This window comes from Enterobacter cloacae complex sp. P42RS (assembly GCF_014930595.1).
Classification (GTDB): Bacteria; Pseudomonadota; Gammaproteobacteria; order Enterobacterales; family Enterobacteriaceae; genus Enterobacter; species Enterobacter bugandensis.
The window spans coordinates 53,850-80,103 of sequence record NZ_JADBRK010000008.1 but is presented as its reverse complement, the minus strand read 5'-3'; the positions used below and the strand labels follow the sequence as shown (position 1 = coordinate 80,103).

Sequence of the window (26,254 nt, the reverse complement as noted above, 5' to 3'; positions counted from 1 at the left end):
GGGTGCGGATTATTAACATCGTTTTTGGCTGAAACAATACGGTCACGTTACAATGATTTAAGCATAAGTTTTCACAATTTGTTCTAACTCAATCAACGCCAAAAGATTTCTTTTCCCGACTGCTGGACGCATTGTAATGATTGAGCTATGTTAAAAAAGTCTTAGATTACAGCGGTTGTGCAAGCAGCGTTGAGTCTGTGTAAGGGAGTATAGCCGTCTGTTTGAAAAGCGCATAATTGTGCAATTCCTTACAGACAGTGTCGAATTTGTGCGGCGGATCGAGACATGTTTAAAAATGGCTTGCCATATTAAACATAGTGTGTGATAACACGTTTTGGGTCAAACGAGGTACAGTTCTGTTTATGTGTGGCATTTTCAGTAAAGAAGTCCTGAGTAAACACGTTGTCGTTGAATACCGCTTCTCTGCCGAACCTTATATTAGTGCCTCATGCAGTAATGTCTCAGTTTTATCTCAGTTAATGCCTGCGGGCTAAGAAAACACTCTAAGGAATTTTGCAAAATGGCAAAGATTAAAGGTCAAGTTAAGTGGTTCAACGAGTCTAAAGGTTTTGGTTTCATTACTCCTGCTGATGGCAGCAAAGACGTGTTCGTACACTTCTCTGCAATCCAGGGTAACGGCTTCAAAACTCTGGCCGAAGGCCAGAACGTTGAGTTCGAAATTCAGGACGGCCAGAAAGGCCCAGCTGCAGTTAACGTAACTGCTATCTGATCGAACCGCTGCTGACTGGGGCGCATAGCGCTTCACTCTCAGACATAAAGCCTCGCATCATGCGGGGCTTTTTTATTCCCTATCTTTCAAAATATTACTATCTACGGTCTTGTTAGCAACTTGTTGCAAAGCTGCGAGGTTAGTATCACAGTTTCGCCTCCCTAAGCGCATCTTTTCTCGTTAAATCAGAGCGTTGTTTAACAGCTCTGGGGTTCAGGTGAAGAAAAAATTGATATTAACCGCTGGCAATTTCACGCCGGCGCGTTTTGCGCTGCTCTGTTTCGCTATTTTCTGCAGTCTGGCCTTTTTACTTGGCCGCGTTGCCTGGCTACAAATCATCAAACCTGACAATCTGGTGAAGCAAGAAGATATGCGATCCCTCCGTCAGCTGGCGATTGATGCGCCGCGTGGGATGATTATGGATCGTGAAGGGCGACCGCTGGCGGTCAGCGTGCCTGTCCGGGCCGTATGGGCCGATCCAAAAACGGTGCTGGCAAAAGGGGGCGTTGGGTTTGATGAACGCTGGCAGGCGCTGGCGAGCGCGCTGCATCTTTCGTTGAGCACCCTTTCATCACGAATTAACGCCAACCCCCAGGGCCGCTTCATCTACCTGGCGCGTCAGGTCGATCCTGCTCAGGCGAAGTGGATTGATAAGCTCAATTTGCCCGGCATTAATTTGCGCGATGAATCCCGCCGCTTTTACCCGGCAGGCCACGTGGCGGCGAACCTGATTGGCTTCACCAATATTGACGGGCAGGGCATTGAAGGGGTGGAGAAAAGCTTCAACACTCAGCTGACCGGTAAAGCGGGTGTCCGACAGGTCCGGGAGGATCGCTACGGGCGCGTGGTTGAAAACCTGACGGAAGTGGCACCCACGCCGGCACATAACATCCAGTTGAGTATTGACGAGCGGCTGCAAACCATTACCGAAGACGCGCTGGACAATGCCGTCGCCTGGAATAAGGCCGAGTCAGGGGCATCGGTGCTCATTAATATCCCCACCGGGGAAATACTCGCCATGGCGAGCTATCCGGATTTCAATCCCAATAACCGGGAAGGCGCGACGATAAACGATTTTCGCAACCGGGCAATCAGCGATACGTTCGAGCCCGGTTCGACCGTTAAGCCGCTGGTGTTGATGACGGCTCTGCAGCAGGGGCTGGTCCAGCCGGACAGCGTCATTGATACCCACCCGTATACCCTTGACGGGCATCGTATCCGCGACGTGGGTTATTATCCTGAGCTGACTATGACCGGGATCCTGCAAAAATCGAGCGACACCGGCGTATCCCGGCTCTCGCTGGCGATGCCTGTCCAGCATCTTATTGATACCTATCGAAACTTTGGATTTGGCACCAACACGGGGCTTGGCTTAACGGGCGAAAGCGCCGGGCTGTTGCCACAGCGTAAATACTGGAGCCAGCTAGACCGTGCGACTTTTGCCTTTGGCTACGGCCTGATGGTCACACCGCTCCAGCTTGCCCACGTCTACGCGACGATTGGCGGCTTCGGGCTTGAGCGTCCACTCTCCATCACCCGCATCGATCCCCCGGTTATCGGCCACCGCGTCATGCCGGAGGAGATCGCGCATGAAGTGGAGCACATGATGGAAAGCGTCGCGCTGCCCGGCGGCGGGGGCGTTAAGGCCGCCGTTCGCGATTATCGCGTGGCGGTTAAGACCGGGACGGCGAAGAAAATTGATGATAGCGGCAAATATGTCGATAAATACGTCGCCTATACCGCAGGCGTTGCGCCTGCCAGCGACCCGCGTTTCGCCCTGGTGGTGGTGATTAACGATCCACAAAACGGGGCCTACTATGGCGGGGCGGTTTCCGCGCCGGTCTTCAGCGAAATCATGGGCAACGTGCTGCGCCTGGAGAATATTAAACCCGATGGCCTGCCGGCCGGTTCAGACCACCTTATCGTCATGCGGTAATCCAGCCATTTTATAGCAGGGCGAATAGCGGTACACTTCGCCCTTTGGTTTATCTCCCGGAGTTTCCATGTCCTTCAGCTGTCCCCTTTGCCACGCGTCACTGACGCGCTCAGTTAAAAGTTATGCCTGTCCGCAGGGACATCAGTTTGATATGGCGAAAGAGGGGTATGTGAATCTTCTTCCGGTGCAGCACAAGCGCTCCCGCGATCCGGGCGATAGCGCAGAGATGATGCAGGCGCGCAGGGCGTTTCTCGATGCCGGGCACTATCTGCCGCTGCGGGAGACGGTGGCGCAGATGCTGGGTGACTTACTGCCTGATTCGGCGTCCGCCATGCTTGATATCGGCTGCGGGGAAGGGTACTACACCGCACGGTTTGCGGATGTGGTGCGGGAGAAGGGGGCCGTGACATTCGGTCTCGACGTGTCGAAAGTGGCGATCCGCGCAGCGGCTAAACGTTACGCTGGCGTGACGTTTTGCGTGGCATCCAGCCACCGGCTGCCGTTTGATAATGCCAGTATGGATGCCATTATCCGCATCTACGCGCCGTGTAAAGCAGATGAGCTGGCGCGCGTCGTGAAGCCCGGAGGCTGGGTGATAACCGTCACGCCGGGCCCGCGTCACCTGATGGAGCTGAAGGGACTCATTTACGATGAGGTGCGTCTGCATGCCCCCCACTCTGAACAGCTGACAGGCTTTACGCTGAAGCAGGAGCATTCAGTGGCGTATGAAATGAGTTTGAACGGGGAAGAAGCGGTAGCCCTGCTGCAGATGACGCCGTTCGCGTGGCGGGCAAAGCCGGAAGTATGGGATGCGTTAGCGGCTCGGACGACGTTTGGCTGCCAGACGGATTTCAGTATCCACGTCTGGCAGCGCGACGCTTAAGGCGCGAAGTGTGCCCAGAGGATCTGGGCACCAATGCCGATCAGAACAATACCGCCTAAGATCTCGGCGCGTTTACCCAGCAGCGGGCCAATAAACCGCCCGACCATCATGCCCAGCGTGGACATAATCAGCGTTGCACAGCCAATGGCCAGCGCGGTGGCGATAATATTGACCTGCAGGAATGCCAGACCCACCCCGACGGCCATGGCGTCCAGGCTGGTGGCAATTGCCGTGGTGACCAGCAGCCAGAAACCGTGGCGGTGCTGCGGTGCTTCATCTTCATCATCATTCCCGCGAAAACCTTCAATCATCATTCGGCCTCCGAGAAACACCAGCAGGACGAACGCAATCCAGTGGTTCCACTCCAGCACGAACTGGCTGGCGAGCATGCCCAAACCCCAGCCGATGAGCGGCGTCAGCGTTTCGATGGCACCAAAGATCAGACCGGTGCGCAGAGCTTCTGTGAATTTAGGTTTGTGAAGCGTGGCGCCTTTGCCGATGGAGGCGGCAAATGCATCCATGGACATGCCAAAAGCGAGAAGGATCGTAGCGGAGATGTTCATAAGAGCGTCCAGACCGGGGATATCCATATGACACATCACTGCCCCCAGTAAACAGCAGTTGATGTATCTATGGTCTCGCCTGATCTCTTTTGCACGGTAAGCGTGCTGAAAGCGATCCGTACGCGCCACGTTTTTCAACGAGTATGTTGACGCGTACATTTCCTGCGTGCAGGAAATCGGCTACTCCCCAACGACGGGCGCAACCTTAACATATTTTGAGAATATAAAACAACAACGAGCAAGGCTTAATTTATCTGCGTCTTTGATAACGATTTTCATTTAGGTTTATGCGTGAAAATATCGTTAATAAATATAAGTCTAAGAGGAGAGAAGATATAGCAACGGCTATATTCTTTGCGAAAGAATATCACAATATATAGCCGAGGTTATAATGTTAACTTATTGAGTTTTAACGAGTAATGTGTAGATTTTCTCAAGGTCATCAATATTTTTGACCCGAATGAGCAGGCGGCGCTGTTCTAATTGCATCACTAACACGCCGTCTTCGGATAAATTCATCTCTTTAATGCGGTTATATTCTATCCATACGTTGGCGAAGAAGAATCCCTGTTTTTTAAAAATGAGTTTCGGCGAGCGGATCCAGAACAGGTAAATCGCCATTAATGCCAGCGCACATAATAACCATGTGGTTAATATTGCACCGTGGCTGGTCACATTATTGTAAATCAGAATGACCACCAGGCCGGCGAAGATAAATGCATCAATGCGTCCACGGCGTAAGAGGGGAAGGGTCAGCAGCGTCTCGCCGTTACGGCGAGGCATAATGAATTCGTCATAGATCGCGTAAGCCAGAAGGGCAACAATAAACAACACCAGTACGATGTCCGTAACAGTCATTCATCCTCCAGATAAAAAGACCGGGGGCAAGCCCCCGGTCGATAACGCAATGTTTTACAGGCCCAGCAGGCCGACAGCGTAGCCCGCGATACCGATGACGAAGAAGCCAACGATGATCCACAGCGGGTTCACTTTCTTACGCAGCAGCCACATACAGGCGAAGGTCAACAGCAGCGGCACCAGGCCAGGCATCAGCTGGTCCAGAATCGTCTGCACGGTGGTGACGCGGGTTTGACCATCCTGACCGGTGATGGTTGAAACCACCAGCGGGATGTTCACGTGCGTCCACTTGTTAACCAGCGCCCCCATCACAAACAGGCCGAGAATAGACGCCCCCTCGGTCAGTTTCTGCAGGAAGCCGCCGCCCATATCCTTAACGATGTCCACGCCCTTACGGTAGCCGTAGGCCACGCCGTAGTAACGGGTCAGCAGACGTACCGCGTTGAACAGGATAAAGAACAGCAGAGGACCGAGCAGGCTGCCGCTCATCGCGATCCCGGCACCCAGCGCCGCGAAGACCGGACGAACAGTACCCCAGAAGATAGGGTCGCCCACGCCAGCCAGCGGACCCATCAGACCGACTTTGATACCGTTGATGGCACCATCGTCAATCTCCGCGCCGTTCGCACGCTGCTCTTCCATCGCCAGCGTCACGCCCAGAACCGGAGCCGCGACGTAAGGATGGGTGTTGAAGAATTCCAGGTGACGCTTAATTGCCTGACGGCGTGCTTCGTTGTTCTCAGGGTAGAGGCGTTTTATCGCCGGCACCATTGAGAAGCAGAAGCCCAGCGCCTGCATACGTTCGAAGTTCCATGAACCCTGAAACAGGTTAGAACGGATGAACACGCCACGAATATCACCCGGAGTGAGTTTTTTCTCGGTGGTAGTTTTTGTCATATCAACCATTTCGCTCACCTGTTAGTCCAGTTCGTTATCGAGATCGTTGTTACCAGCAGCCTGCGCTGGGGCACCCGCAACACGGTTGTATTTTGGGCTGAGCTGGATGTAGAGAATCGCCATCACGGCACCAATCACGCCCAGCGCAACCAGGTTGAAGTTGGTGAATGCTGCGGTGACGAAGCCGAGGTAGAAGAACGGCATCAGGTAGCCCGCGCGCATCATGTTGATGACCATCGCGTAACCTACCACGACGATCATACCGCCTGCGATGTTCAGACCGCTGGTGACCACTTCAGGAATCGCGTTCAGCATGCCCTGAACTTCACTGGTGCCGACAGAGATCGCAACGATAACCGCCGGGATTGCGATACGCATCGCCTGCAGGAACAGGGACGACACGTGGATCCAGGAGAGTGCCGTGAGGTTGCCGTTCTCGGCCGCCTTATCCGCCGCGTGCTGGAAGGCCACGGTGATGGTACGAACGATGATGGTCAGCACCTGGCCTGCTGCGGCCAGAGGAATGGCAAGGGCAATACCAGCACCAATACTCTGATGACCGGCAATAACCAGAACGGTTGAGATGATAGAGGCCAGTGCGGCATCAGGCGCAACGGCGGCACCGATGTTCATCCAGCCCAGGGCGATCATTTCCAGCGTACCACCGATGATGATACCGGTTTTCATATCACCCAGAACGGCACCGATCAACGTACAGGCCACCAGAGGGCGGTGGAACTGAAATTCATCAAGTACGGATTCCATACCCGCAATACACGCGACGATGAACACCAGCACAATCTGAAGAGTGGTAATCTCCATTGTACTTCTCCTATAACATAAGCTTTATGTGAAAAACCGGCGCGGGCTTATTTCCCAACTTTACCGATCAAATCCATCATTTTCAGTTTCTGGTCAGTGGAAACCTTACGGGCTTCCAGCTCAATACCGCGGGCATTCAGCTTGTTGAACGCCTCGATATCTTTCGCATCAACTGAAATCGCGTTGTTGACCTGCGTTTTGCCCTGACGGAAAGCCATACCGCCGATGTTCACGGAGGTGATTTTCACGCCGCCTTCAACAATGCGCTCGACGTCTGTCGGGTTAGTAAACAGAAGCATCACGCGTTCACCCGCATATTTCGGGTTGTTGTAAACGCGGATCATCTTGGCGACATCCACCACGTGCGCGGTAACGCCCGGTGGTGCAACCTGAGTCAGAAGGGTTTTACGGACAGTGTCGGCGGCCACTTCGTCACTGACCACGATGATACGCTGTACGTTGGTCTCTTTGGTCCAGCGAGTCGCAACCTGTCCGTGAATCAGACGGTCATCAATACGCGCCAGGCCGATAACCATGTAATCGTTCGGTCCCATCGGTTTTGCCGGTGCCGCTGCTTTCGGTGCCGCCGCAGCCGGGGCAGGGGCGGGTTTTTCAACCGGCTGAGCCTTCAGGGCTTTCACCCCTTCGCGGCCGGTTTCAACGGCCAGCGCGACCAGCTCATCGAAGCCTGGGTTGTCGTCGCGCGCCATAAAGGTTTCCACCAGCATGGGAATGTTTACCCCGGCGACGACTTCATAATGCTCTTTATCGACGACAATGCGGCTGGCAGCATTAAACGGACTGCCGCCCCATGTATCGACGAGAAACAGCACGCCTTTGCTGGTATCCAGCTTCGCGAGTTGAGCGTTGTACTTCTCAATCAGCGTCTCGGCATTTTCACCGGGAACGAAATCGATCCAGCCGACGTTTTCCTGCTCGCCCAACAGCATCTCTGCCGTTTTGAGTAGCTGCTCAGCAGCCCAACCATGTGTGCCTATGACAATAGCAATGGTCACTTGCTACCTCCTTTTATTATCATTAATACGCCTGCCGGGCAGACGTACTGAGAATCGTATTGGCGAACCGAATCGATTCAGATAAGGGTTAGAGTTCAAAAAAATAAGACTTCCGCGAATTATTTTAGATAGTGAAAAAATAATTTATGTGATGAAGATCCGTAATTTAGCCACGCGTTACAGAATTATCTGTAGCGTATAGCCGCTGTGTTACAGAACTTTGCAAAGGAACGTAAATCTTTGCTAAAAACACAGTCTCTCTGATATGTTTAGCCTCCGTTTACTTGTTCAGGAGTATAGGGCTACAGCCCACTATATGGACCGTCACCGACGTCAGTCATCTACCAGGCCATTCCGCGCCTTTTTCACCGGCGAACCACGCCACGTATCAACTCTGTCTGCCTCTTATTTGCCCACGTTGAGTGGGGCACCGTTTTGTCATTCCTTTAGCAGGAGCGTGTCATGGAATTCTTAATGGACCCGTCAATCTGGGTAGGCTTGCTTACGCTGGTCGTGCTGGAGATCGTTCTCGGTATTGATAACCTGGTGTTTATCGCCATCCTCGCGGATAAGCTGCCGCCGAAACAGCGTGATAAAGCGCGTCTGATTGGACTCTCGCTGGCGCTGGTCATGCGACTGGGGCTGCTCTCCGTGATCTCGTGGATGGTCACGCTGACCAAACCGCTGTTCTCCGTCATGGATTACACCTTCTCCGGCCGTGATTTGATCATGCTAATCGGGGGGATATTCCTGCTCTTCAAAGCGACAACAGAGTTGCATGAACGGCTGGAGAACCGGCAGCATGATGATGGTCACGGTAAGGGCTACGCCAGCTTCTGGGTCGTGGTGCTGCAAATTGTGGTGCTGGATGCAGTCTTCTCGCTGGATGCGGTGATTACCGCGGTCGGTATGGTGAACCACCTGCCGGTGATGATGGCGGCTGTCGTGATTGCGATGGCGGTGATGCTGCTGGCCTCGAAACCGCTGACGCGCTTCGTCAACCAGCATCCGACGGTGGTCGTGCTCTGTCTGAGCTTCCTGCTGATGATTGGTTTGAGCCTGGTGGCGGAAGGTTTCGGCTTCCATATTCCGAAAGGCTACCTGTACGCCGCGATTGGCTTCTCGATCCTGATCGAACTGTTCAACCAGATTGCGCGTCGTAACTTTATTAAGCAGCAGTCAAATCAGCCGCTGCGTGCCCGAACGGCGGACGCCATTCTGCGCCTGATGGGCGGACGCCGTCAGGTGAACGTCCAGTCTGACCCTGAAAACCGTAACCCGGTGCCGGTTCCGGAAGGGGCATTTGTGGAAGAAGAACGCTACATGATTAACGGCGTGCTCTCCCTGGCCTCCCGCTCGCTGCGCGGCATCATGACGCCGCGCGGGGAAATTAGCTGGGTCGATGCGAACCTGAGCGTTGATGAAATTCGTCAGCAATTGCTCTCATCTCCGCACAGCCTGTTCCCGGTGTGTCGCGGTGAACTGGATGAGATCATCGGCGTGGTTCGGGCGAAAGAAATGCTGGTGGCGCTGGAAGAGGGCGTCAACGTGGAGGCCATTGCAGCTTCGTCGCCGGCGATTGTCGTACCGGAAACGCTGGATCCGATCAACCTGCTGGGCGTATTGCGTCGCGCGCGCGGTAGCTTTGTTATCGTCACCAACGAGTTTGGTGTGGTACAGGGGCTGGTGACGCCGCTGGACGTGCTTGAAGCGATTGCCGGTGAATTCCCGGATGAAGACGAAACGCCTGAGATTGTGGCCGACGGCGAAGGCTGGCTGGTCAAAGGTGCGACCGACCTGCACGCGCTCTCGCATACGCTGGGGCTGGAAAACGTGGTTAACGATGAAGAAGACATCGCAACCGTGGCGGGGCTGGTTATCGCCGTAAACGGTCAGATCCCGCGCGTCGGGGATGTGATCGAGCTTCCTCCATTGCACATCACTATCGTTGAAGCTAACGACTACCGCGTCGATCTGGTCCGCATTGTTAAAGAACAGTCTGCACACGACGAAGACGAATAAGTCTGCTTAACGGGTACGATGTGCCCGTTACGATCTTCTGGCGGGGAAGATTTTCCCGCCAGCCATTGTGGCTACTACCGCGCCTGCTTCTCTCTCAACCCGTTCGCTATTTAGCCGCTGCCTGATGTCAGGCCGAGCGCGAGCAGCCACGACCGTAAAAGTGTAGTGGGGAAAGAAGAAGGAGACGAGAATGAAGGGAGAAATTCGCCCATCCGTTGCGGATGGGCGAAAGAGAGGATTAGTCGCACTGCACCTTAATGGCCAGACCGCCGCGCGACGTTTCACGGTACTTCGCGTTCATGTCTTTGCCGGTTTCGTACATGGTTTCGATAACCTTATCCAGCGACACGCGTGGTTCGCTGGTACGGCGCATCGCCATGCGTGAGGCGTTAATCGCTTTGACGGAGGCAATCGCGTTACGCTCAATGCACGGTACCTGCACCTGGCCTGCGACCGGGTCACAGGTCAGACCGAGGTTATGCTCCATACCAATTTCCGCCGCCACGCAAACCTGTTCAGGGCTTGCGCCCAGCAGCTCGGCCAGACCGGCTGCCGCCATGGAGCAGGCCACGCCTACTTCACCCTGACAGCCCACTTCAGCGCCTGAAATGGACGCGTTCATCTTGTACAGCGCGCCGATAGCGCCTGCCGCGAGGAAATAACGGATATAAATATCCGGCGTCACAGGCTCGATAAAGTGATCGTAGTAGGCCAGCACCGCCGGAACGATCCCGCACGCACCGTTGGTTGGCGCAGTCACGACGCGCCCCCCCGCGGCGTTCTCTTCGTTCACCGCCAGAGCAAACATGTTCACCCAGTCAACTACGTTCATCGGGTCGTTAGAGAATTTGTCCGTGGTCACCAGCATACGGCGCAGGGCAGAGGCACGACGCGGCACGCGCAGTGGTCCTGGCAGTACGCCTTCGGTGTTCATCCCGCGATCGATACAGGCGCGCATGGTTTGCCACACGTTGGCAAAATAGTCTTCGATCTCTTTTTTGCTGTGCAGCGCCAGCTCGTTCTGCATCACCATGCCGGACAGCGACAAACCGGTCTCTTTGCAGTAGCCCAGCATCTCGGTGGCCGATTTGAACGGATAGGGCACGTTCACGTCGCCCGCGCTCTCTTTACCGAAATGCTCTTCGTCAACGATGAAGCCACCGCCGATGGAGTAGTAGGTTTTGCTGTAGATCTCTTTTTCGCCGCTCCAGGCGTGGATAGTCATGCCGTTTTCATGCAGCGGCAGGTTGTCGCTGCGAAAACGCATGCCGTCATCCTGCGGGAAATCCACTTCGTGCTGACCGTTAGCCAGCAGCAGGCGACCGCGCGCTTCCACGTCACGGATGAATGCCGGGATGGCATCAATATCAACAGTGTCCGGCATATTGCCCGCCAGACCCATAATAATGGCGATATCGGTGTGGTGGCCTTTACCCGTTAATGACAGTGAACCGTAAACGTCTACGGCGACACGGGTAACGCTTTCCAGTAATCCTTTTTCGACCAGATCATCGACGAACTGTTTACCGGCCTTCATCGGCCCTACAGTGTGGGAAGAAGAAGGACCAATCCCCACTTTGAACATGTCGAATATACTAATCACTTTCACACTCCTGACAGGGTTACCGGGGTTCCAGTAACGATGTTATAACTGCGCATAGTGTAAGAGGGAACACCAACCTCGGCTTAACTATTCACATGAATTAAACTAATGGTTAACGATGGGTTTTGCTAATAGCGCGACGCGGATCGCAAACCTGCAAAAAAGGCTGGAATGTAAAGTATAGTCAAGGCTTCAGGCCGATTTGTAGCGCCAGTTCACGAATGATGCCCGCCGTCATGCCCCAGACAAAATAATGCTGATACCAGGACAACCAGACCCGATGGTCGTGCCCCCGGCGATGGATATCCAGCGGATGATAGCGGCTTAGCCGGAGCGCCTCTTCAAGCGGCATCTCAAACACCGCAGAGACTTCGTCGACGCTGGCGTGATACTGAAGATTGGGGGGGATAATGCCGACTACCGGCGTGACCTGAAAGCCGGTCACGCTGTCGACGGGCGGCAGCACGCCAATGACTTCCACCGCGTCAGGCGGGATCGCCACCTCCTCCTGCGCTTCCCGCAGCGCGGCGGCAATCAGCGACGCATCGGTGCTGTCCACCGCGCCTCCCGGGAAGGCCACCTGACCGGCGTGTTTGCGCATATGCGGCGAACGCTGCGTAAGCAGCAGGCCCGGCTGTTCCCGGCGCACCACCGGGATCAGCACCGCCGCCTGACGCTGATTCAGCGTGGCGCGGTTGACCTGCGGCCGTAGCAGCTGAAAGCGCGACAGAAAATCATCCAGCGTCAGGTTCTCTTTCTCCACCGTTAGTTCTCCAGTTGCTTCAGGATGCGGTCCACCTTATCAAAGGTTTCCTGATATTCCGCCTCGACCTGGCTGTCCGCCACAATGCCGCCGCCCGCAGAACAGTACAGATTGCCGCCGCAGGCCGTCAGCGTGCGAATGGTAATGCTGGTATCCATGGTGCCGCACAGGCTGATATAGCCGATGCTGCCGCACCAGGCGTTGCGGCGGTGCGGTTCCAGTTCGTCGATGATTTCCATGGCGCGAATTTTTGGCGCACCGGTGATGGAGCCGCCCGGGAACGCGGCCCGGAGCAGATCGCAGGCGGTGCGAGAGGCGGGCAGACGCGCGGTGATGGTGCTGACCAGATGATGCACTGCCGGGAAAGGCTCGACGACGAACAGCTCCGGCACGCGCACGCTGCCTGGTTCGGCGACCCGGCCAATATCGTTACGCATCAGGTCGACAATCATCAGGTTTTCGGCGCGATCCTTCGGTGACCCGGCGAGTTTCTCCGCCTGCCGGCGATCGGCGTCCGGATCGGCAAGGCGCGGCAGCGTGCCTTTAATCGGGCGGGTCTGAATCTTCCCTTCCGCCAGATGGATAAAACGCTCCGGCGACAGGCTGAGGATGGCCCCCTGTTTCAGACGTACAAACGCGCTGAACGGAGCCCTGTTGTTGGCATTGAGACGGGTAAACGCCTGCCACTCGTCCCCCTGGTATGCTGCCTGGAAACGCTGGGCAAGGTTAACCTGATAGCAGTCGCCGCTTTGCAGATAGGCCTGCACGCGGGAGAATTTTTCCGCGTATTCCGGCGCGGTCATGTTCGAGCGCCAGCCGGAGGTCAGGGTAAACGCCTCAGCTGGAGCAGGCTGCTGTGCCTCAAGCCAGGCCAGACGCGCCTGCACGTCATCATGGCTCAGCAGGGAGACCGTTTTTTTCTGGTGGTCCACAATCAACGCCCAGTCATACAGCCCCACGGCCATGTCCGGCAGGGCAATATCCGCCTGCGCATGCTCGGGCAGCATCTCGAAGCGGCGACCCAAATCGTAGCCAAACAGGCCCAGCGCGCCGCCCTGGAAGGGCAGGTCCAGGTTAGGGGTAGCGGATAAGCCCAGCGCGTTGATTTCCTGCTGAAGATGCATCAGCGGATCGTCCGTCGTCGACAGATCGTCGGTCGTCAGCGTTTTCAGGGGATCGGCCACCAGAATATCGAAGCGGCTGTACGGGTGATCCGCATGGCCGGAGTGCAGCAGCATGGCAAAAGGAAGATGGCTCAGACGGGCAAACCAGAACTCAGCGGCGTCAGCGCGCCAGGGTAAGGTAACAACAATGGGGAAGCGCATGTTCATGTATGGCATACTACCGGGCAGCGTGAAATAATTAGCGCGAATAATTTAGCAGGAGTTGACGATGTTTGCAGGTTTACCTTCTCTGAGCCATGAACAGCAGCAGAAAGCGGTTGAGCGAATTCAGGAACTGATGTCCCAGGGGATGAGCAGCGGACAGGCGATTTCCCAGGTGGCGGAGGAGCTGCGCGCCACCCATACCGGCGAGCGGATCGTGGCGCGTTTTGAGGATGAAGATGAAGAGTAATCGGGCTTAAACCGCCGCGATAATCTTGATCTCAACCTTGTATTCCGGTTTCATCAGCGTGGCCTGTACGGTGCAGCGTACAGGCGCGTGACCCGCCACCACCCACGCATCCCAGGCTTTGTTCATCGCCGCGAAATCGTCTTTATTTGCCAGGAAAATGGTCGCATCCAGAATGCGGGATTTATCGCTGCCCTGTTTTTCCAGCACGGCATCAATCTGCGCCAGGGTATTCGCCGTCTGTTCGAACGCATCCGCGTCCAGATTTGACGGTACACCGGTGTAATACAGCGTCTGGTTATGGATCACCACATCAGACCAGCGGGCTTCGGCATCAATGCGCACAATTGTCATAAACGTTTCCTCGTTATTTTTCGTCGTCAGGCGGCAAGACTGCCATATTGTTCTGCCGTCGTCACTATTTGGGGTGGCACAGGAGAAGATGGGCTGACATAATCCCTGTGCAAAAATACAGTGAGAGGGCAACGTGGCAGACGATTTTTCCCCTGAAGGTCAATTAGCGCAGGCGATCCCCGGCTTCAAGCCCCGTGAGCCTCAGAGACAGATGGCGCACGCCGTTGCCCGCGCCATTGATAAGGCCCAGCCGCTGGTGGTTGAAGCCGGAACCGGCACGGGTAAGACCTATGCTTACCTTGCGCCGGCGCTGCGGGCGAAAAAGAAGGTGATAATTTCCACCGGATCGAAAGCGCTGCAGGATCAGCTCTACAGCCGCGATCTGCCTACCGTAGCAAAAGCACTGAAATACAAAGGACGCCTGGCACTGCTGAAAGGGCGCTCAAACTACCTGTGCCTGGAGCGACTCGAACAGCAGGCGCTGGCCGGCGGCGATCTGCCGGTTCAAACCCTGAGCGACGTCATTATCCTGCGCGCCTGGGCGAACCAGACCGAAGAGGGCGATATCAGCACCTGCGCGAGCGTGCCGGAAGACTCCCCGGCCTGGCCGCTGGTGACCAGCACCAACGACAACTGCCTCGGCAGCGACTGCCCGCTGTATAAAGACTGTTTTGTGGTGAAAGCGCGCAAAACCGCGATGGACGCAGACGTGGTGGTGGTGAACCACCACCTGTTCCTCGCGGACATGGTGGTTAAGGACAGCGGTTTCGGCGAGCTGATCCCGGAGGCGGACGTGATGATCTTCGATGAAGCCCATCAGTTGCCGGATATCGCCAGCCAGTATTTCGGCCAGTCGCTCTCCAGCCGCCAGCTACAGGATCTGGCGAAAGATTTTACCATTGCCTACCGTACCGAACTCAAAGATACCCAGCAGCTGCAGAAGTGTGCCGACCGTCTGGCGCAAAGCGCGCAGGATTTCCGCTTACAGCTTGGCGAGCCGGGCTATCGCGGCAACCTGCGCGAATTGCTGGCGGACAAAAATATCCAGCGCGCGCTGCTGCTGCTCGATGATGCACTTGAGCTCTGCTACGACGTGGCGAAGCTGTCCCTCGGACGCTCCGCGCTGCTTGACGCCGCCTTCGAGCGCGCCACGCTCTATCGCGGGCGGCTGAAACGGCTAAAAGAGATCAACCAGCCGGGGTACAGCTACTGGTATGAATGCACCTCGCGCCACTTTACCCTGGCGCTCACGCCGCTGACGGTGGCCGATAAATTCAAAGAGGTGATGGCGCAGAAGCCGGGAAGCTGGATCTTCACTTCCGCAACCCTGTCTGTAAATGACGATCTGCACCACTTCACCGAACGCCTCGGTATTGAGCAGGCGGAATCACTGCTGCTGCCCAGCCCGTTTGATTACGAAAAGCAGGCGCTGCTTTGCGTGCCACGCAATCTCCCGCTGCCGAACCAGCCGGGGGCGGCGCGGCATCTCGCAGCGATGCTCAAGCCGATGATTGAGGCCAACAACGGGCGCTGCTTTATGCTCTGCACCTCACACGCCATGATGCGCGATCTCGCCGAGCAGTTTCGCGCCACCATGACCCTCCCGGTGCTGCTGCAGGGGGAAACCAGTAAAGGCCAGCTGCTCCAGCAGTTTGTCAGCGCCGGTAACGCCCTGCTGGTGGCAACCAGCAGCTTCTGGGAAGGGGTGGACGTGCGCGGCGACACGCTCTCGCTGGTGATCATCGATAAGCTGCCGTTCACGTCGCCGGACGATCCGCTGCTCAAGGCGCGGATGGAAGACTGCCGCCTGCGCGGCGGCGATCCGTTCGACGACGTCCAGCTGCCGGACGCGGTCATCACGCTTAAGCAGGGGGTAGGGCGACTGATCCGTGACGTCACCGACCGCGGCGTGCTGGTGATCTGCGATAACCGCCTGGTGATGCGTCCTTACGGCGCAACGTTCCTCGCCAGCCTGCCGCCCGCCCCGCGTACGCGGGACATTAAACGCGCGGTGCGTTTCCTGGCAAACCCAACGGCGGAGTAATTCGCTCCGGAGTGTGCTAAGATGCGCGCCATTTTGTGACTGACCCTTGCGAGAGCGCGACGACTGATGCGAATTCTGGCTATTGATACCGCGACAGAGGCTTGCTCTGTTGCTCTGTTGAACGACGGTGCTGTTTCTGCTCATTTCGAAGAGTGCCCACGGGAACACACCCAGCGTATTCTGCCCCTGGTAAAAGCCATTTTAACCCAGGGCAATACCACCTTAACCGACCTCGACGCGCTGGCCTTTGGCCGCGGTCCCGGCAGCTTTACGGGCGTGCGCATTGGGATTGGCATCGCGCAGGGGCTGGCGCTGGGCGCTGACCTGCCGATGATCGGTGTCTCTACGCTTGCGACGATGGCGGAGGGAGCCTGGCGCATGACGGGCGCGACCCGCGTGCTCGCCGCTATTGACGCTCGCATGGGTGAAGTTTACTGGGCGGAATATACCCGCGATGAAAACGGCGTCTGGCACGGCGAAGAGACGGAAGCAGTGCTTAAGCCTGAAGCCGTTACTGAGCGCCTGAAGCAGCTGTCCGGCGAATGGGCGACCGTCGGCACGGGCTGGCCGGCGTGGCCAGAGATGGCGAACGACACCGGGTTGACGCTGGTGGACGGCAACATGCTCCTGCCTGCGGCAGAAGATATGCTCCCGATTGCCCGTCAACTGCTTGCAGCAGGAAAAACCGTGGCCGTTGAACACGCGGAACCGGTTTATTTGCGAAACACCGTCGCGTGGAAGAAACTTCCGGGCCGCGAGTGAATCTCAGTAACAGGAACTGAGAAAAAGGAGTCGCATCATGGCGGTTCAGACTAAAGTATTACGCCTTTTTATGGCAGGCGCGGTTGCCATAGCACTGAGCGGTTGCGTAACCGTACCTGATGCGATCAAGGGCAGCAGCCCGACGCCACAGCAGGATCTGGTTCGGGTAATGAATGCGCCCGAGCTTTACGTCGGCCAGGAAGCCCGCTTCGGTGGGAAAGTGATCGACGTGCAGAACCAGCAGGGGAAAACCCGTCTGGAAATTGCCACGGTACCGCTCGACAGTGGCGCGCGTCCCGTACTCGGTGAAGCCTCTCGCGGGCGTATCTATGCCGACGTTAGTGGTTTCCTCGACCCGGTCGATTTTCGCGGACAGCTGGTAACCGTTGTCGGGCCGATTACCGGTTCGGTGCAGGGCAAAATCGGCAACACGCCGTATAAATTTATGACCATGCAGGTGAATGGCTATAAACGCTGGCGTATCGCCCAGCAGGTGGTGATGCCGCCTCAGCCAATCGACCCGTGGATGTGGGGTCCACATCCTTATCGTTACGGTTATCCGGGATGGGGCTGGTATAACCCGGGCCCTGCACAGGTGCAAACGATCGTAACTGAGTAACTTACTGTTATTGTTAAGAAAGAGACAGCGGCTCAGCCGCTGTCTCTGTTTTTTTACGGATAAAACGAAAAAAAAGAGTGACGCGCTTCGCAACCTGCAATCTGAACAATTAATAAACTGGTACGCTGAGTTAATATAATGTTAACAAACTGTTTATTATCGGGGCTGTGATGACGACGAACACTCATTTCAGAGGTGATGCATTGCAAAAGGTTTGGCTTAACCGTTATCCCGCAGATGTGCCTGCGGAGATCAATCCTGACCGTTATCAATCCCTGGTGGAATTATTTGAACACTCGGTAAGACGTTACGCAGACCAGCCCGCGTTTGTGAATATGGGCGAGGTGATGACGTTCCGTAAGCTTGAGGAGCGTAGCCGGGCGTTTGCGGCTTATCTGCAGGAAGGACTTGGGCTGCAAAAAGGGGATCGCGTCGCGCTGATGATGCCGAACCTGCTGCAATACCCGGTGGCGCTGTTCGGCATCCTGCGTGCCGGGATGATTGTCGTCAACGTTAACCCGCTTTACACGCCGCGCGAGCTGGAACATCAGCTGAACGACAGCGGGGCGGTGGCGATTGTCATTGTTTCTAACTTTGCCCATACCCTGGAAAAAGTGGTCGACAAAACCCAGGTGAAGCACGTCATCCTGACGCGCATGGGCGATCAGCTTTCCACCGCCAAAGGGACGCTGGTTAACTTTGTCGTTAAATACGTCAAACGTCTGGTACCAAAATACCACCTGCCGGATGCTATCTCCTTCCGCCGCGCGCTGCATGCGGGCTATCGCATGCAGTACGTCAAGCCTGAAGTCGTCTCCGAAGACCTGGCCTTCCTGCAATACACGGGCGGCACTACCGGCGTGGCCAAAGGGGCGATGCTGACCCACCGCAACATGCTGGCGAACCTTGAGCAGGTCAATGCCACCTACGGGCCGCTGCTGCATCCGGGTAAAGAGCTGGTAATCACCGCGCTGCCGCTGTATCACATCTTCGCGCTGACCATGAACTGCCTGCTGTTTATCGAGCTGGGCGGGCAAAACGTATTGATCACCAACCCGCGCGATATCCCGGGTCTGGTGAAAGAGCTGGCAAAATACCCGTTTACCGCCATGACCGGGGTGAACACCCTGTTTAACGCGCTGCTCAACAACAAAGAGTTCCAGCAGCTTGATTTCTCCACGCTGCATCTCTCCGCGGGCGGCGGCATGCCGGTTCAGCAGGCGGTGGCCGAGCGCTGGGTGAAGCTAACCGGGCAATATCTGCTGGAAGGCTATGGCCTGACGGAATGTGCCCCGCTGGTGAGCGTCAACCCGCACGATATCGACTACCACAGCGGCAGCATCGGCCTGCCGGTCCCGTCGACGGAAGCAAAGCTGGTGGATGATGAGGATAACGAAGTGCCTCACGGCGAGCCGGGCGAGCTGTGCGTCAGAGGGCCGCAGGTGATGCTGGGTTACTGGCAGCGTCCTGATGCGACCGACGAAATCATTAAAGACGGCTGGCTTCACACCGGCGATATTGCGGTGATGGATGACGAAGGCTTCCTGCGCATCGTCGATCGCAAAAAAGATATGATCCTGGTCTCCGGCTTCAACGTCTATCCGAACGAAATCGAAGACGTGGTGATGCAGCACAGCGGCGTGCTGGAAGTGGCGGCGGTGGGCGTTCCTTCCGGCAGCAGCGGTGAAGCGGTGAAGATATTTGTGGTCAAGAAAGATCCTTCTCTTACCGAGGAAGCGCTGATAACGTTTTGTCGCCGTCAGCTGACGGGCTATAAAGTGCCGAAGCTGGTGGAATTCCGCGATGAGCTGCCGAAATCCAACGTCGGGAAGATATTACGACGAGAATTACGTGACGAAGCCCGTGCCAAAGTAGACAATAAGGCCTGAGCTTCACGTTAATCGCCCAGACGCCGGTTAAGCCGGCGTTTTTTATGGGCGCAAACAAAAGAGAATCCGATTTGAATTACCAGATGATCACGACCAACGACGAGCTGGCTTCGCTGTGCGAAGTGACGCGCGACTTTCCTGCCATCGCTCTGGATACCGAGTTTGTCCGTACTCGCACCTATTATCCACAGCTGGGTTTGATACAGATGTACGACGGTAAGCACGTCTCGCTGATCGACCCGCTCGGCATTACCGACTGGGCGCCGATGCGTGACCTGCTGCTGGATACTGCGGTAACGAAATATCTGCACGCGGGCAGTGAAGATCTGGAAGTCTTTCTTAACACCTTTGGCATCATGCCTCAGCCGCTGATTGATACGCAGATCCTCGCGGCGTTCAGCGGTCGTCCGCTGTCGTGGGGCTTTGCCGCCATGGTGGAGGAGTACACGGGCCTGACGCTGGATAAAAGTGAATCCCGGACCGACTGGCTGGCGCGTCCGCTTACCGAGCGTCAGCTGGAATATGCGGCGGCAGACGTGTTTTACCTGTTGCCGATTGCCGGACAGCTGATGAAAGAGGCGGAAGCCTCCGGCTGGCTCTCTGCCGCGCTGGACGAGTGCCGTATGACGCAGCAGCGTCGCCAGGAAGTGGTTGACCCGAAAGAGGCCTGGCGTGATATCACCAACGCCTGGCAGCTTCGCACGCGTCAGCTGGCCTGCCTGCAGCTGTTAGCGGACTGGCGTTTGCGTAAAGCGCGTGAGCGCGATCTGGCCGTGAATTTTGTGGTGCGTGAAGAGCATCTCTGGGCGGTCGCGCGCTATATGCCGGGCAGTCTGGGCGAGCTGGACAGCATTGGCCTTTCCGGCAGCGAGATCCGTTTCCATGGTAAAACCCTGCTGGCGCTGGTCGCCAAAGCGCAGGCGCTGCCGGAGGATGCACTGCCTGAGACGCTGCTGAATCTCATGGATATGCCGGGCTATCGTAAAGCATTTAAGGATATCAAAGCGCTGGTGCAGGATGTCGCAACGGAAAGCAAGCTGAGCGCTGAACTGCTGGCGTCACGCAGACAAATTAACCAGCTGCTGAACTGGCACTGGAAGCTGAAACCGCAGAATGGCGTGCCGGAACTGATGGCTGGCTGGCGCGGGGTATTGATGGCCGATCGCCTGAATACCTTGCTGGAAGGTTATCCGCGATAAAAATATGCCGGGCGATATACCCGGCATATTCTCCCCGGTGGCGCTGTGCTTACCGGGGCTACGACACCAGGAACCTACGGACGCGACTCTTCCGCTTCCGGAAGCGTTACGTTCAGCTCCAGAATCGAAATATCCCCGTCTTTTTGCTCCAGCTGTACGGTGACCATCTCCGGGTCAATCTGCACATACTTACAGATCACTTCCAGGATGTCCTTGCGCAGCTGCGGCAGGTAGTGAGGCTCGGCGTCGCTACGACGACGCTCCGCAACGATAATTTGCAGGCGTTCTTTTGCGATGTTGGCGGTGCTTTTTTTCCGCGAGAGAAAAAAGTCCAGTAATGCCATAACTTATCCTCCGAACAGGCGTTTGAGGAAACCTTTCTTCTCTTCTTCAATGAAGCGGAAAGGACGTTCTTCTCCCAGCAGACGGTCAACGGTATCGGCGTAAGCTTTACCTGCATCTGCCGTTGTATCAAGGATCACGGGCTCGCCCTGGTTAGAGGCGCGTAACACGGACTGGTCTTCCGGGATAACGCCAACCAGTTTAATGCGCAGGATCTCCAGCACGTCTTCCATGCTCAGCATGTCACCTTTGTTTACGCGACCCGGGTTATAGCGGGTCAGCAGCAGGTGCTCTTTGATCGGATCCTGGCCATTTTCCGCACGGCGGGATTTGGAGGCCAGAATACCGAGAATACGGTCGGAGTCACGCACGGAGGAGACTTCCGGGTTGGTGGTGATGATCGCTTCATCAGCAAAGTAGAGCGCCATCAGGGCACCGGTTTCGATGCCGGCAGGGGAGTCACAGACGATGAAGTCGAACTCCATTTTTTTCAGCTCGTCGAGCACCTTTTCCACGCCTTCACGGGTCAGGGCATCTTTATCACGCGTCTGAGAAGCCGGAAGAATGAAGAGGTTCTCGGTGCGCTTGTCTTTAATCAGCGCCTGGTTCAGCGTGGCATCGCCCTGAATGACGTTCACGAAGTCATATACGACGCGACGCTCACATCCCATGATGAGGTCGAGGTTACGCAGACCGATATCGAAGTCGATAACGACGGTTTTCTTTCCCTTCTGGGCCAAACCAGTAGCGATGGCCGCGCTGGAGGTGGTCTTGCCAACGCCTCCTTTACCCGAAGTAACAACAATAATGCGTGCCATAGAAATTCCTTGTTAAAAAGGGATTAATTCAACGGTTGAACGGTCAACGCGTCGTCTGCCAGAAGCAGGCGAGCCGCTTTGCCATAAAATTCGGCTGGGATCTTGTCGCTCAGCCAATATTCACCTGCGATGGACACCAGTTCCGCCGTCAGGTGAGTACAAAATATTTGCGCGTCCCGATCGCCACTTGCGCCCGCGAGCGCACGTCCACGCATCATACCGTAAACGTGAATATTGCCATCTGCAATAAGCTCTGCGCCAGCACTGACGTGGCTTGTAACAATTAGATCACAGTTTGGCGCATAAATGCGCTGACCGGAACGAACCGGCACATCAATCATTCGCGTTTTTGTGAGAGCGGTAACGTTTTGCGCCGCAGGAGGGGGCGTTTGTACGGCAGCGGGTGCTGCACGTGGGGTTTTTTCTTTGCCTTCATTAAGAAGAGGCAGCCCCGCACGGTCGATTTCCGCTTTCAACTCGGGATCTTTGCAGCCGCTGATGCCGACAATACGCAGCCCGGTAGAGGAGACCGCCTGCTGGAGACTTGTCCAGTTAACCGGAGCCTCAAGACCGCTGACGTTGATGACGACGGGGGCGTGCTTCAGAAAGGCGGGAGCCTGGGCGATTTTGTCTTCTAACGCCTGACGAATAACCTCGGGTTTTGCATCATGCAAATGAACCACTGATAAGGTGAAGCTACTGCCTTTAAGCTCGATGGGCGTGTTTGACATCCTGGCCTTACTCAATTTGCTATTAACCGCAACCATTCGCTGCGATATTCCGAAGAGTATCAGGCATGTTATAGTCAGGAGTATATTGAGGCAAGCAACCACCCATTAATTCAGAGTAAAAACATGTTTTGTGTGATCTACAGAAGTACAAGCCGTGACCAGACCTATCTTTATGTCGAAAAGAAAGACGATTTTTCACGCGTGCCGGAAGAATTAATGAAGAACTTTGGCCGACCACAGCTGGCGATGCTGCTGCCGCTGGACGGCCGTAAGAAACTGGTGAATGCCGATCTGGAAAAAGTGAAAACGGTATTAGCCGAGCAGGGCTATTATTTACAGCTTCCACCGCCGCCTGAGAATTTATTAAAACAGCACCTCGAGGCGTCCGGGAAAAAATAGCCTCAGCTGTTTTCGGGCATAACACATCAACCGATTAGGGGTCGAGCATGTATCAACATCATAACTGGCAAGGTGCATTACTGGATTATCCCGTCAGCAAAGTGGTCTGCGTGGGCAGCAACTATGCGAAGCATATTCAGGAGATGGGCAGCGCAACCCCAGAAGAGCCGGTCCTGTTTATTAAGCCCGAGACGGCGCTATGCGACATCCGCCAGCCGCTGGCGCTGCCGCAGGGGCTGGGGTCGGTGCATCACGAAGTAGAGCTTGCCGTGCTGATCGGCGCCACGCTGCGCCAGGCTTCCGAAGAGCATGTCGAGAAAGCGATTGCTGGCTACGGCGTGGCGCTGGATCTGACCCTGCGCGACGTGCAGGGCAAAATGAAGAAGGCAGGGCAGCCGTGGGAAAAAGCCAAAGGCTTTGATAACGCATGTCCGATTTCAGGGTTTGTTCCGGTGAATGAATTTACCAACGATCCGCAGGACACTCCGCTCAGCCTGAAGGTTAACGGCGAGATCCGCCAGCAGGGCACCACGGCAGATATGATCCACAAGATCGTGCCGCTGATCGCCTACATGAGCCGTTTCTTCACCCTGAAGCCGGGCGATGTGATCCTCACCGGCACGCCGGAAGGCGTGGGCCCGCTCGCCAGCGGCGATGAGCTTGAGGTCGGTTTTAACGGCCTGTCGCTAAAAACCCGCGTGCTGTAACCGCATCTTGCCGCCTGCAAAGGGCGGCAAAACTTGCAACCACGTGCCAGACTCGTTATAAGGTGCGCTTTCTTTTGACGTGTGGACATCCTGATGAACGACATTCCTTTCTGGCAAAGCAAAACTCTTGACCAAATGACCGACGCGGAGTGGGAATCGTTGTGCGACGGCTGCGGGCAGTGCTGCCTGCACAAGCTGATGGATGAAGACTCCGATGAGATCTATTTCACCAACGTCGCCTGCAGGCAACTGAACATTAAAACCTGCCAGTGCCGCAACTACGAACGCCGCTTCGAGTTCGAGCCGGACTGCATCAAGCTCACCCGTGAAAATCTGCCGACTTTTGAGTGGCTGCCGCACACCTGCGCGTATCGCCTGCTGGCGGAAGGGAAAGAACTGCCGAACTGGCATCCGCTGCTGACGGGCTCAAAAGCGGCGATGCACGGCGAGCGTATCTCGGTACGCCACATTGCGGTGAAGGAGTCCGAGGTACGGGACTGGGAAGATCACATCATGAATCACCCTAATCGGTGATAATAAAAAACCCGCCGTGGCGGGTTTTTGCTTTTACCTTCCAAACAAATCGCGTTTCTTCGGTTTGAATGGCTGAGCAATCAGCACCAGCAGCGCCACGACGAAGTAGGCCACAAAAATGCCCACCAGCCACTGCGGCATCTCCAGCGTCAGGAATTCCCACTGACGTACGGAGCAGTCACCGGATGCGACAAACACCTGCGGAAGCCACTTATCCAGCGGCAGCCAGCTCGGGAAGCGGGCGGCGAAATCACAGGTCATAAACGGTGACGGATGCAGCTGCATCATGGTGTGCTGCCAGGAAAGCTCAATCCCTTTCCAGGCGCTGTACAGCCAGATGGCAATACCCACATAGCGCAACGGCGTTTTTGGGGCAATTGCGCCCACCAGGCCTGCACCCATAATGCCGAACAGCGCGCAGCGCTCGTAGATGCACAGCACGCAGGGCTTGAGTCCCATCACGTGCTGGAACCACAGCGCAACCATTTCCAGCGCAAAGGCGGTCAGGGCCATCAACAACCACGCTCCGCGACCGCGGGAGCACTGGTTTAAAAATCTCAACATAATCATTTCCCTGGAACATGCTTAGAAAGCGCAGTGTAAACGAATTTTAATGCGCCGCAAGTATACCCGCTTGTAGCAGCCATTGCGTACAGGGAACGAGAGTAATTTTGATGCACAGCAAACCAACAACGGTGAGCACCAGCGTGTACGGCAGCGCCATCCAGACCATTCTTCCATAAGAAAGCCGTATGAGCGGTGCCAGCGCCGAGGTCAGCAGGAAGAGAAATGCCGCCTGGCCGTTAGGTGTTGCAACGGAGGGCAGGTTTGTTCCGGTGTTGATGGCCACCGCCAGCAGGTCGAACTGCCCGGTGCTGACGATCCCTTGCTCCATCGCCGCTTTGGCCTCATTGATATACACCGTCCCGACAAAGACGTTATCGGAAATAGAGGACAACAGACCGTTAAAGAGATAGAACAGCGTAAGCTGCGAGTCCGGCGAGGCCTGAAGCACAAACGCGATAATCGGTGCGAAAAGGTGTTGGTCAATAATCACCGCCACGACCGCAAAAAAGACCGCCAGCAGCGCGGTAAACGGCAGGGCTTCGGTAAAGGCTTTACCAATAGCATGTTCGTCCGTTACCCCGCTAAAGGTGGTGGCAAGAATAATGACGGAGAGGCCAATCAACCCGACTTCGGCAAGATGCAACGCCAGCGCGGCGATAAGCCAGATGCCGATGATCCCCTGCGCAATCAGACGCAGCGTCTCCTGGCGCGTACGCTGTTTGCGGCTCTGCTCGTCAAATTTATGCAGTTCTTTGCGGACCGGTTCAGGCAGCTGTGCGCCGTAGCCGAACAGCCTGAATTTTTCGACCAGAATGCAGGTCGCTAACCCGCAGACCAGCACAGGCACGCTGACGGGGGCCATGCGCAGGAAAAACTCGCCAAAATGCCATTCAGCCGCTTTCGCGATGATCAGGTTTTGCGGCTCGCCCACCATGGTCATCACGCCGCCCAGCGCCGTACCGACCCCTGCGTGCATCATCAGGCTGCGCAGAAACGCGCGGAACTGTTCCAGCACGTCGCGGTTATGCGCCTCGACGTGGCTATCGTCCTGTAAATCCTCACTTGGGCGAGAGGAGGCCACGCGGTGATAAATGCCGTAAAATCCGACGGCGACGCTGATCACCACCGCGACAACGGTGAGCGCATCCAGGAAGGCCGACAGAAAGGCGGCGGCAAGGCAAAACGCCAGCGAGAGGATCGTTTTTGACGTAATGCTCAGCAGCAGGCGGGTAAAGATAAACAGCAGCAGCTGTTTCATAAAGTAGATACCGGCCACCATAAAAATGAGCAGCAGGAGCACTTCCAGATTGGAGGCCAGCTCTGCTTTTACATGCTCTGCGGACGTCATGCCGATGACAACGGCTTCAAATGCCAGCAAACCGCCGGGCAGCAGGGGATAACACTTCAGCGCCATGGCCAGGGTGAAAATAAATTCCGCCACCAGCAGCCACCCGGCGATAAACGGATCCACGCTAAAAATGATGGGATTAACGACCAGGAAAACCAGCAGTATCAGTTTGTACCAGTCAGGAGAATGACCTAAAAAATTGCGCCACAGCGCGCGCCCAAAAGAAATTTCCACAACAGACGTCCTTCCCGTTAAGTAATACAAAACATCAGTATA

27 protein-coding genes, 1 pseudogene and 1 riboswitch are annotated in these 26,254 nt (G+C 55.9%); of the genes and pseudogenes, 14 read left to right on the top strand and 14 right to left on the bottom strand.

All coding sequences use genetic code 11. The features are described 5' to 3' along the window. The first annotated feature begins 362 nt into the window (after positions 1-362). The 4 genes and pseudogenes from IM314_RS12455 (at position 363) to rlmA (ending at position 3,549) form a co-directional block, all read left to right on the top strand. A pseudogene (locus IM314_RS12455) lies at positions 363-507 on the top strand (DUF2627 domain-containing protein). 13 nt (positions 508-520) lie between these two features. Next, positions 521-730, top strand: a complete 210-nt coding sequence (gene cspE, locus IM314_RS12450; RefSeq protein WP_001062678.1) for a transcription antiterminator/RNA stability regulator CspE — start codon at positions 521-523, stop codon at positions 728-730. A 217-nt stretch (positions 731-947) separates the two neighbouring features. Beyond that, on the top strand, positions 948-2,666 hold the full coding sequence (gene ftsI / locus IM314_RS12445; RefSeq protein WP_028013537.1) for a peptidoglycan glycosyltransferase FtsI: 1,719 nt from the start codon (positions 948-950) through the stop codon (positions 2,664-2,666). Positions 2,667-2,733: 67 nt separating this feature from the next. Then, entirely contained in the window at positions 2,734-3,549 is an 816-nt protein-coding gene (gene rlmA, locus IM314_RS12440; RefSeq protein WP_193358915.1) for a 23S rRNA (guanine(745)-N(1))-methyltransferase, read from the top strand. On the opposite strand, the gene mntP is transcribed toward rlmA, so the two are convergent. The 5 genes from mntP to manX all read right to left on the bottom strand — a co-directional run bounded on the left by mntP (position 3,546) and on the right by manX (position 7,705). After that, entirely contained in the window at positions 3,546-4,112 is a 567-nt protein-coding gene (gene mntP, locus IM314_RS12435) for a manganese efflux pump MntP (RefSeq protein ID WP_193357299.1), read from the bottom strand. The genes rlmA and mntP overlap by 4 nt on opposite strands. A 10-nt stretch (positions 4,113-4,122) precedes the next feature. Further along, positions 4,123-4,313: riboswitch (yybP-ykoY riboswitch) on the bottom strand. A 198-nt stretch (positions 4,314-4,511) separates the two neighbouring features. Continuing rightward, a complete protein-coding gene (locus tag IM314_RS12430) occupies positions 4,512-4,970 on the bottom strand; it encodes a DUF986 family protein (protein ID WP_047367801.1) in 459 nt (152 codons plus the stop codon). A gap of 54 nt (positions 4,971-5,024) precedes the next feature. Beyond that, positions 5,025-5,876 (bottom strand): PTS mannose transporter subunit IID, encoded by an 852-nt coding sequence (locus IM314_RS12425; protein ID WP_006810994.1) that lies wholly within the window; start codon positions 5,874-5,876, stop codon positions 5,025-5,027. Positions 5,877-5,888: 12 nt separating this feature from the next. Next, positions 5,889-6,689 carry a PTS mannose transporter subunit IIC gene (gene manY, locus IM314_RS12420; protein ID WP_003859914.1) on the bottom strand — a complete coding sequence of 267 codons (801 nt, stop codon included), beginning with the start codon at positions 6,687-6,689 and terminating at the stop codon, positions 5,889-5,891. A gap of 47 nt (positions 6,690-6,736) precedes the next feature. Then, on the bottom strand, positions 6,737-7,705 hold the full coding sequence (gene manX / locus IM314_RS12415) for a PTS mannose transporter subunit IIAB (protein ID WP_028013533.1): 969 nt from the start codon (positions 7,703-7,705) through the stop codon (positions 6,737-6,739). A 462-nt stretch (positions 7,706-8,167) separates the two neighbouring features. On the opposite strand from manX, the gene yoaE reads away from it, so the two are divergent. Further along, positions 8,168-9,727, top strand: a complete 1,560-nt coding sequence (gene yoaE / locus IM314_RS12410; protein WP_028013532.1) for a CNNM family cation transport protein YoaE — start codon at positions 8,168-8,170, stop codon at positions 9,725-9,727. 238 nt (positions 9,728-9,965) lie between these two features. Here the strand turns inward: yoaE and sdaA are convergent, their stop codons facing one another. The 3 genes from sdaA to pabB form a co-directional block, all read right to left on the bottom strand. Beyond that, positions 9,966-11,330, bottom strand: a complete 1,365-nt coding sequence (gene sdaA / locus IM314_RS12405) for an L-serine ammonia-lyase (protein ID WP_028013531.1) — start codon at positions 11,328-11,330, stop codon at positions 9,966-9,968. A gap of 184 nt (positions 11,331-11,514) precedes the next feature. Next, complete coding sequence (locus IM314_RS12400) at positions 11,515-12,093, bottom strand: CoA pyrophosphatase (protein ID WP_028013530.1); 579 nt, start codon at positions 12,091-12,093, stop codon at positions 11,515-11,517. Positions 12,094-12,095: 2 nt separating this feature from the next. Next, positions 12,096-13,424, bottom strand: coding sequence for an aminodeoxychorismate synthase component 1 (gene pabB, locus IM314_RS12395; protein WP_193358941.1), 1,329 nt, complete (start codon positions 13,422-13,424; stop codon positions 12,096-12,098). A 61-nt stretch (positions 13,425-13,485) separates the two neighbouring features. On the opposite strand from pabB, the gene IM314_RS12390 reads away from it, so the two are divergent. After that, positions 13,486-13,668: a YoaH family protein gene (locus IM314_RS12390; RefSeq protein WP_008500497.1), complete on the top strand. Its 183-nt coding sequence runs from the start codon at positions 13,486-13,488 to the stop codon at positions 13,666-13,668. Between the two features lie 6 nt (positions 13,669-13,674). Here IM314_RS12390 and IM314_RS12385 read toward each other — a convergent pair whose 3' ends face one another. After that, entirely contained in the window at positions 13,675-14,019 is a 345-nt protein-coding gene (locus IM314_RS12385; protein WP_028013528.1) for a RidA family protein, read from the bottom strand. Positions 14,020-14,152: 133 nt separating this feature from the next. Here IM314_RS12385 and IM314_RS12380 point away from each other — a divergent pair, with 133 nt between their 5' ends. The 5 genes from IM314_RS12380 (at position 14,153) to rnd (ending at position 20,532) form a co-directional block, all read left to right on the top strand. Beyond that, the gene (locus IM314_RS12380) at positions 14,153-16,063 is read left to right on the top strand and encodes an ATP-dependent DNA helicase (RefSeq protein ID WP_045630788.1); all 1,911 of its coding nucleotides are present in this window, start codon (positions 14,153-14,155) and stop codon (positions 16,061-16,063) included. A 66-nt stretch (positions 16,064-16,129) separates the two neighbouring features. Continuing rightward, entirely contained in the window at positions 16,130-16,825 is a 696-nt protein-coding gene (gene tsaB, locus IM314_RS12375) for a tRNA (adenosine(37)-N6)-threonylcarbamoyltransferase complex dimerization subunit type 1 TsaB (RefSeq protein ID WP_059355709.1), read from the top strand. Positions 16,826-16,862: 37 nt separating this feature from the next. After that, positions 16,863-17,444 carry a Slp family lipoprotein gene (locus IM314_RS12370; RefSeq protein WP_193358916.1) on the top strand — a complete coding sequence of 194 codons (582 nt, stop codon included), beginning with the start codon at positions 16,863-16,865 and terminating at the stop codon, positions 17,442-17,444. Positions 17,445-17,647: 203 nt separating this feature from the next. Continuing rightward, positions 17,648-19,333: a long-chain-fatty-acid--CoA ligase FadD gene (gene fadD / locus IM314_RS12365; RefSeq protein ID WP_072252102.1), complete on the top strand. Its 1,686-nt coding sequence runs from the start codon at positions 17,648-17,650 to the stop codon at positions 19,331-19,333. Positions 19,334-19,404: 71 nt separating this feature from the next. Further along, positions 19,405-20,532, top strand: coding sequence for a ribonuclease D (gene rnd / locus IM314_RS12360; RefSeq protein ID WP_028013523.1), 1,128 nt, complete (start codon positions 19,405-19,407; stop codon positions 20,530-20,532). Between the two features lie 74 nt (positions 20,533-20,606). Here the strand turns inward: rnd and minE are convergent, their stop codons facing one another. Genes minE through minC form a run of 3 tightly spaced genes read right to left on the bottom strand, consistent with a single transcriptional unit; the run spans position 20,607 to position 22,423 of the window. After that, a complete protein-coding gene (gene minE, locus IM314_RS12355; RefSeq protein WP_010432714.1) occupies positions 20,607-20,876 on the bottom strand; it encodes a cell division topological specificity factor MinE in 270 nt (89 codons plus the stop codon). A 3-nt stretch (positions 20,877-20,879) separates the two neighbouring features. After that, positions 20,880-21,692, bottom strand: a complete 813-nt coding sequence (gene minD, locus IM314_RS12350) for a septum site-determining protein MinD (RefSeq protein ID WP_028013522.1) — start codon at positions 21,690-21,692, stop codon at positions 20,880-20,882. A gap of 23 nt (positions 21,693-21,715) precedes the next feature. Next, positions 21,716-22,423, bottom strand: coding sequence for a septum site-determining protein MinC (gene minC / locus IM314_RS12345; RefSeq protein WP_193358917.1), 708 nt, complete (start codon positions 22,421-22,423; stop codon positions 21,716-21,718). A 123-nt stretch (positions 22,424-22,546) separates the two neighbouring features. On the opposite strand from minC, the gene IM314_RS12340 reads away from it, so the two are divergent. From IM314_RS12340 to IM314_RS12330, 3 genes are all read left to right on the top strand, one after another. Next, complete coding sequence (locus IM314_RS12340; RefSeq protein WP_193358918.1) at positions 22,547-22,822, top strand: YcgL domain-containing protein; 276 nt, start codon at positions 22,547-22,549, stop codon at positions 22,820-22,822. Positions 22,823-22,869: 47 nt separating this feature from the next. Next, a complete protein-coding gene (locus IM314_RS12335) occupies positions 22,870-23,529 on the top strand; it encodes a fumarylacetoacetate hydrolase family protein (protein ID WP_028013519.1) in 660 nt (219 codons plus the stop codon). Between the two features lie 93 nt (positions 23,530-23,622). Then, positions 23,623-24,063 (top strand): YcgN family cysteine cluster protein, encoded by a 441-nt coding sequence (locus IM314_RS12330; protein WP_041909501.1) that lies wholly within the window; start codon positions 23,623-23,625, stop codon positions 24,061-24,063. Between the two features lie 33 nt (positions 24,064-24,096). Here IM314_RS12330 and dsbB read toward each other — a convergent pair whose 3' ends face one another. Both dsbB and nhaB read right to left on the bottom strand, forming a co-directional pair. After that, positions 24,097-24,627 carry a disulfide bond formation protein DsbB gene (gene dsbB, locus IM314_RS12325; RefSeq protein WP_028013517.1) on the bottom strand — a complete coding sequence of 177 codons (531 nt, stop codon included), beginning with the start codon at positions 24,625-24,627 and terminating at the stop codon, positions 24,097-24,099. 46 nt (positions 24,628-24,673) lie between these two features. After that, positions 24,674-26,212 carry a sodium/proton antiporter NhaB gene (gene nhaB, locus IM314_RS12320; protein ID WP_028013516.1) on the bottom strand — a complete coding sequence of 513 codons (1,539 nt, stop codon included), beginning with the start codon at positions 26,210-26,212 and terminating at the stop codon, positions 24,674-24,676. Positions 26,213-26,254 lie beyond the last annotated feature (42 nt).